General features: G+C 43.6%; 4 protein-coding genes. 1 reads left to right on the top strand and 3 read right to left on the bottom strand.

Going from position 1 to position 7,309, the window contains the following annotated elements:
- The 3 genes from ORI98_RS00020 to ORI98_RS00010 all read right to left on the bottom strand — a co-directional run.
- A partial coding sequence (locus tag ORI98_RS00020; RefSeq protein WP_306133785.1) for a beta-ketoacyl synthase N-terminal-like domain-containing protein occupies positions 1-4,008 on the bottom strand: 4,008 nt, incomplete at its 3' end.
- Complete coding sequence (locus tag ORI98_RS00015) at positions 4,005-4,877, bottom strand: helix-turn-helix domain-containing protein (protein WP_261299704.1); 873 nt, start codon at positions 4,875-4,877, stop codon at positions 4,005-4,007. The genes ORI98_RS00020 and ORI98_RS00015, both read right to left, overlap by 4 nt.
- A gap of 192 nt (positions 4,878-5,069) precedes the next feature.
- The gene (locus tag ORI98_RS00010; RefSeq protein WP_306133784.1) at positions 5,070-6,032 is read right to left on the bottom strand and encodes an integron integrase; all 963 of its coding nucleotides are present in this window, start codon (positions 6,030-6,032) and stop codon (positions 5,070-5,072) included.
- Positions 6,033-6,379: 347 nt separating this feature from the next.
- Here ORI98_RS00010 and ORI98_RS00005 point away from each other — a divergent pair, with 347 nt between their 5' ends.
- A complete protein-coding gene (locus ORI98_RS00005) occupies positions 6,380-7,183 on the top strand; it encodes a TIR domain-containing protein (protein WP_306133782.1) in 804 nt (267 codons plus the stop codon).
- The last annotated feature ends 126 nt before the right edge of the window (positions 7,184-7,309 follow it).

Raw genomic sequence — 7,309 nt, 5'->3', positions numbered from 1 at the left:
TTGCACTAACTGAGCACTCAAGCCGCCGTTTGCCGATACTGGCGCCGAAGCAACTGTTGCAGTGGCTGTCGTAGCTAATGGGCTTGCGCCTGCTGCTGGCAACTTGCTGTTCATGTAATCAACGATTTCACCTAAAGTGCGACACTCGGCTAAATCTTCTGGGCTTAATTCAGGTAAGCCGGGTAACTCATCTTGCACTGTGCCTAATATTTCCACACGCTTGATAGAGTCAATGCCGAGGTCAGCTTCCATATCCATGCCAAGTTCAAGCATTTCAGTAGGGTAACCGGTTTTTTCAGCAACCACATCTAGCATGGTGTTAAGTACTTTGTCAGCGCTTAGACCTGAGCTTACCGCCACAGGCGCTGCCGGCGCAGCAGCAACGGGTGCTGGGACGTTAACCGGTGTGACTTGAGGCGCAGGCGCTGACATTGCAACAGGCTGCGGTGTTGGTGTAATAGGCGTTTGCACCACAGCTTGAGCAACGGTTTGTTGAACAGGCTGCTGAACCTGTGCTTGAGTCGCTATTGGTTTAGCAACCTGAGCGACTGGCGCGACATGTGTATTTTGAGTAAATGCGACAGGCGCCTGGCCAGTTAACATTGCTAAGGCATGTTGGTTAGATTGCGCTTGTTGCTCAAGGAACAAAGTATGGCTTTGTAAGGTTTGTGCCTGGTGCTGGTGAAATTGCGCCATTGACTGCTGCAAGCTGTCAGGGATAGTTAAACCCGATGCGGCCATTTGAGTTTGCGCCGCCATGAGCGTGGCAAAAGTGTCGCCATATTGCTGAGGAATGGCTAAAAACTGTTGATGCAATTGTGCCGTTTGCTCTTGAGCGGCAAAAAATGCGCTAATGCTGTCAGTATTTACCGCTGCTGAGGGCGATTGCACTGCTGTAGTCGGGCGGCTAACAGGCGTATGGCTTACGGCTGAAGGCGTGGCACCTGCTTGTGGTGCTTCAATATATTCAGTTTTAATCACTTCTTTTTCCACTATCTTTTCTACAATTTTTTCGACAGGCACTTCAACCTTCACTTCAACTTGCTTAGGCGCAACTTGACCGGTTTCCAACGATTGCTGCATTTTCGCTTTAGTCGCTGGGCTAATGAAGTTAGTGGCGGTGAGTTTGACATTCATTGGCGATGATTTGGCTAATTCAGCAATCGGCGCTTGGTATGGATCAACCTCTGTTAATGCCAAGCCTAAAACCGCAAGCTGAGTCGCCGCTTGACGCAATTGCGTATCGCTGTTTCCTTTCGGGTTTGGATTCAGGCTTACCACACTGACGGCATCACTTTGATTGCCTAAGGTGCCTTCAACCAGTTTTTGGAGAATGTTTTTCGGACCAAACTCAACAAACACTCGAGCACCAGCATCGTACATGGCTTTTAGCTGATCACTGAAACGCACTGACTGCAGCATATGCTCGCTAAAGGCAGCTTGAATGGCTTTAGGATCTTTTGGATGTAGCTTACCTGTGCCATTGGCATAGAGGTTGACTTTAGGCTTAGCAAATTTCACTTTGCTGATGGCTTTGGCAAAAGGCACCTGAGCATGGGCAACAAGTGGCGTATGGAAAGCGCCCGATACAGGTAATGCGATGGCTTTAAAACCCAATGTCTGAATGGCTTTGGCCGCATCAGCTGTGGTATTGGTTGGGCCTGCAATCACTAACTGAGTTGGCGAGTTGTAATTAGCAACCTTCACGCCGTCAAAGTCTTTAATGCAAAGTTCAAGCTTATCAATGTGGGTCGCATCCGCGTTAGCTGGCAGGATCACCGCATACATAGCGCCAGCATCTTGGTCTTTAGGCGTTGCCGCCATTGATTGGCCGCGGGCAAAGGCTAGCTGATAATAATCCTCAGAGCTAATCACTCCCGCAGCGCATAATGCTGACAGTTCACCAAAACTGTGGCCAGCAACTATATCGGCTTTAAAGCCTGCCTGACTGAGTAATTGATATTGCCCCATGCTAACAGCGCCAATCGCGCTTTGTGCATTAGCCGTGTTGGTCAATGCCGCTTGTTGCGCAGCAATATCATTGGCTTCAAATGCAGGAATAGGGAATAAGACCTGCGATAACAGTGATTGCTTGTTTTTGGCAAACACCTTGTCGGCTAGCATTAACTGCTGACGCATTTCAGGGTAATGACACGCAAGGTCGATACCCATATTGACGTATTGTGAGCCTTGACCAGCAAACAACGCCGCAACTTTGACCTCAGCATCACTTGAGACTAGCGCCTCATTACGGAAGCTGGTTCCCGAAGGTAATTGCCACGCATTACTGGTGTTGCTTGTTAGCTGGGCAATTGCTTGAGTCAGTTGTGTCACCAATTCAGTGAGTGAGCTGACCACCATGCCGATACGGGCGGCTTTGCTATCAATTGCGCTAATTGCAAAACGCTTAGCTAACTTAGCTAATTCAATTTCCACTAGGTTAGGGGTGCTAATGTTTAAGGCTTTTACTTCATTGAGTAATTGAGTTAATTCAGTTTCAAGCGCAGCTTTATTGCTGGTACTAATCAATAAACTTTGAGCCACAGCGCGATGACGGTATTTGGCATCACGTTGATGGTCTTGAGTATATTCTTCAAGAACCACATGGAAGTTAGTACCACCAAAACCAAATGAGCTAATACCCGCACGGCGAGGTGTATCATCGGCGCGAGGTAACCAAGGGCGAGTTTCAGTATTAAGGTAAAAAGGTGAGTCATCTATGCCCAATTTAGGATTAGGCTTACTCACGTTAATGGTTGGCGGTAACACTTTATGGTGCAGTGCCAGTGCCGCTTTAATGACACCCGCAGTACCAGCCGTTGATTTGGTGTGACCCACCTGAGACTTAACCGAACCCAGCGCAATGTGTTGCTTGGTATCATTGCCTTCTGCAAACACCGATTTCAAGCCATTAAACTCGGCCACATCGCCAGCAGCAGTACCGGTACCATGCGCTTCAATCAAACCTATGGTGTGCGGTTCAAATCCGGCGTCATCGTAGGCACGTTTTAATGCTTTTGCTTGGCCTTCAGGGCGCGGGGCGTAAATACTTTTAAATTTACCATCAGATGAAGCACCAACACCTTTAATCACCGCATAAATACGGTCACCATCACGCTCTGCATCTTCAAGACGTTTCAGCGCCACCATGCCAATACCTTCACCAATCATCATGCCTTTTGAATCGATATCAAAAGGTTGGATAGTTTCGTTGGTGGTAAATGCCGGTGTTTTAGAGAAGCTCATATACATAGATGGCGAGTTATCGGTACACACACCACCGGTGATCATCATGTCGCTACGACATTCAGTTAATTCGGTCAGTGCCATACGCAATGCAGCTAAAGAACCAGCACATGCGGCGTCGACCACACAGTTCATCCCGCCTAAATCAAAACGGTTGGCGATACGACCCGCAATCACGTTACCCAGTGAGCCAGGGAATGAGTTTTCTTCCCAGTGAACATATTGGTCTTGGAATTTTTTGATTAGCATTTCAGTGTCAGCATCACTCAGTCCGCTGCTTTTGAACACTTTTTTTAGTACTGGGTATTGTAAACGCCCACTTAAGCTGTGATTCAGTTTTTGACCACCACCCACACCCAAGGTAATACCAATACGGTCGGTGTCATAATCTGCACCCACGCCAGCATCGGCTAATACTTCTTTAGCCACAATCAGCGACAGCAATTGCGATGAATCAGTTAATTCAAGAATATTAGGCGGCAGGCCAAACTCCATTGGATTGAAGTCGACTTCAGGTAAAAAACCACCGCGCTTACAGTAGCTTTTGTCCGGCGCAGATTTGTCTGCATCGTAATAATCTTCAATACGCCAATGCGTGTCAGGCACTTCGGTAATGGCGTCGATTTTTTCGCTGATTAAATCCCAAAATTTATTCAAATAACGAGAATTAGCAAAAATGCTGGCCATGCCAACAATTGCAACAGGCATATCTTTTAAACGCTTATTAAGACGCTTATCGGTATTTTTTTTGGATTGGCTCATTGTGAGTCTCCGTTTGATGACAGCGGGTTAGTCATCTGATGTAGGGATTCAGCTGCGTTAGGTTTAACATTGTTAGGCTTAGCAACTGCTAGACTTGCTCCAGGAAATCGAGCAAGAAAACTGTGATAGTTGCGCACAAGCAACTTTCGTAAATGAAATGGACCGTGTTTTAAAACGTGTGCCATGTAGCGATTACTCGCCTGAGCATGGCTATCTTGATAAATATCTAAGTAAACCCAATCAGATTTAAAGTCGACCCCCAAAAGCACTGAGTAGGCTTGATGTTCGGTCAGTTTTGGCGGAATACTGAGCGAAACCACTTGCACTACATTGTCAGGATCAGGGCTGGGTAAGGCCAAGGTGTCGGCTAAGGTTTGTGGGTTTACGGTATAGGTTTGAATGTTTGCCCCCTGAGTAACCGGGAGCTGATTGAAGAATTTTTCAGGCACGAAAGGGCTATCGAATTCGTCAAGCTTAGAAACCCCAAAGCGCTTTAAACATCGGGCTAAGCCTGAGCGTGACACATTGGGATTAATAAATTCTTGAGTGACTTTTAATAGTCTATCTAAGGGCATTTTTAATTGATAACGCAGCCCCAACATCACGTATTCTTCCATCGGTGACAAGGTGGTATTGAGTTTGTGAGGGGTATTGGGGGTGTTATCAATGGAGTCGCGTTTGCGCCACTTGCGAACGGTGGCTTCACTAATATTGAGGATTTTAGATAACTGACTCACGCTTAAATCAGATTCTTGAATAAACTGACGCATCTCAGGCGTGGTGGTCGCATTACGATGGTTAACCGTTTTTTTACCCGCTATCTCATCTGTTTTTGCTATGTCTGTTAGCTTATTAGTCTTTTGGGTCATCGAGACAGCATATCCGAATAATCTACTGGGACTGCCGGGTCACTCAAGCGCTGACCAAGCGTTAAATCCACTTAAATATAGTAAGAGCATGCAGACTACCTGAGGTTTCGCTTCGATACAATCACCCGAAACTAAAAACTGTGACCTAGAAGATTAAACAATGTAAATGTTAGTGTGCGATTTAGGGGTTATTTACCTTATGTAGTCCATTGGGCTGACAATACCAGTTTGATGTAAGCCAGCGACATGGGTATATATTTGCGTTGTTTTTACATCATTATGACCCAGAAGTTCTTGCACGGTTCTTATATCATGGCCACGTCTGAGTAAGTTTGTTGCAAAAGAATGCCTGAAAGTATGGGCTGTCACTCGTTTGGTTATTGGTGTTTGGCTAACCGCTTTTTGTAATGCTTTTCTAAACGTTGTGGGATCAATGTGATGCCTGCAAATATAGCCATCTACGGGATGTGAGACACAATGTATCGAGGGAAAAAGATATTGCCAATGCAATAACTTAGCACTAGTGCCAAACTTTTTTATTAGGCTAGGTGGTAGGGAAGCCATACCTAAACCCTTATTTAAGTCAGTTAAATGAGTGTGGCGTGCGTGATTAATTTGCTGATCGACTAACTCATTCGCCATTTGCGGTAAAATGCACACGCGATCTTTTTTACCTTTTCCTCGGTAAACAAACAGGGTCTGATTTTGAGTATCAATATCTTTTATGCGTAAGGTTAATGCCTCTGTAAGCCTAAGCCCTGCACCATAAAGTAAGATGCCTAGAAGTTTATATTTTCCTGTTAAGCGTTCAATAATTAACTTTGCCTCAGAATCTTCAAGCACTTGGGGAATGCTGCTGGGTGGTTTTGCATAAGGGAATTTCAAATCATCGGTGTTAATTGCAAGTACATGTTTGAAGGCAAAAACAAGTGCGCACAGTGCCTGTTGCTGGGTACTGCTAGACACTTGCTTACTATTGGCCAGAAAAGTCAGAAATTGTTCAATATGTAATGGTGTAATTTGTTTGGCCGAGGAAAATTTAAAGTGCCGAATAAAGTAACGGTTCCAATACAAATATGATTTCTCAGTTTGATAACTGTAATGGCGCACTCTTATTTGTTCTTTAATCGAGCCTAAATAACCGGTATTTTTCATAAATTCGCCCGCTTTCATTTATACCTGTATGTTTATACAGTTATAATGGTTTTCGGTTGATTTACGAATTATCAGGTCAAAAATCATACATAAGTAGTAGGTGATATTGAAGCGAGAATTTTGTAAGGTGTTATTTTTTAGTGTTTTTTTAGCAAGCAAGTAGAAAAATAATATTGAAAAACATTTTGCACGCTTTTTTTTGCAATTGTTGAAATAAAAAGTGCTTTACATCAATAAGATAGCAAATGTAGGATGTTATTAATCAATAACTTAAACGGCCGACATTGAATGATGCGCCGTTCAATAAGCTGTTAGCATTTTTAGAGCACCATCATCGAGAGGGAAGTATGAAAATTTTTGTTAGTTGGTCTGGACAGCGTAGCAAGGCAGTAGCTGAGTTAATTAGTGATTGGTTGAAATGTGTGATTCAAGCCTCTCAACCTTGGATTTCGACTAGAGATATTGATCGTGGTGCAATATGGTTTTCAGAAATAAGCGATAAATTAAAGGATGTTTCTGTCGGTGTAGTTTGTCTTACGCAAGAGAATAAAGAAAAACCTTGGATATTATTTGAGACTGGCGCGCTGGCTAAAGGGTTGACTACAAACCGAGTGTGCACATTTTTGATAGATCTTAAACCAGAAGATTTACAAGATCCGCTTGCCCAATTTAATCATACGTTGCCGGATAAGGGCAGTGTGTGGGAGTTAACGAGGACTATTAATGATTGCCTAGGAGATAAAGCACTTGACGAAAGGATCTTAAGGCAAGTATTTGATACTTACTGGCCGCAATTTGATAAAAACTTTAAAGAAGCGATAGATAAAAACCCTCCGGGCGAAGTTATACCACCTAGACCAGAGCAGGATATTCTTGCTGAAATATTAAGTAATACTAGAAGTCTATCTCATAGAATACGTGACCTTGAGTCAGAAGTGCACTTTAAGTCTCGTAATATTAATGAAATGGATTTCGATAGAAAACCCACACTTGAAATTCTTAAAATGCTTGAGTCTGGAAAGTACTCTGAAGATGAGATCGCAAAATATTTAGTTGATTATGATATGCCAGAAAGTTATGCAAGTGATTTAGTTAAGAAGACAATACTTAATAAGAAAATGGCTTTCCGGAAAAACAATGCTAACAAGTAGCTTCACAGGAAAAATTACTCGCTCCGCTCCTAATTTTCCTGTGAGCTAGGCGTTATACCCAAATTAACATAGGAGGTTATTTTGAAAAGACTGTATTTATTTTTGTTATCCCTTTCGATTTCTCTA

The sequence above is a fragment of the Shewanella sp. ULN5 genome, from assembly GCF_030731885.1.
GTDB classification, from domain to species: Bacteria; Pseudomonadota; Gammaproteobacteria; order Enterobacterales; family Shewanellaceae; genus Shewanella; species Shewanella holmiensis.
Note: the sequence above shows the minus strand (reverse complement) of the source record. Positions and strands in the feature narration are given on the sequence as shown.

Coding starts and splice junctions, on each gene's coding strand:
- ORI98_RS00015 (WP_261299704.1), bottom strand. CDS start 4,877: ATGACCCAAAAGACTAATAAGCTAACAGACATAGCAAAAACAGATGAG.
- ORI98_RS00010 (WP_306133784.1), bottom strand. CDS start 6,032: ATGAAAAATACCGGTTATTTAGGCTCGATTAAAGAACAAATAAGAGTG.
- ORI98_RS00005 (WP_306133782.1), top strand. CDS start 6,380: ATGAAAATTTTTGTTAGTTGGTCTGGACAGCGTAGCAAGGCAGTAGCT.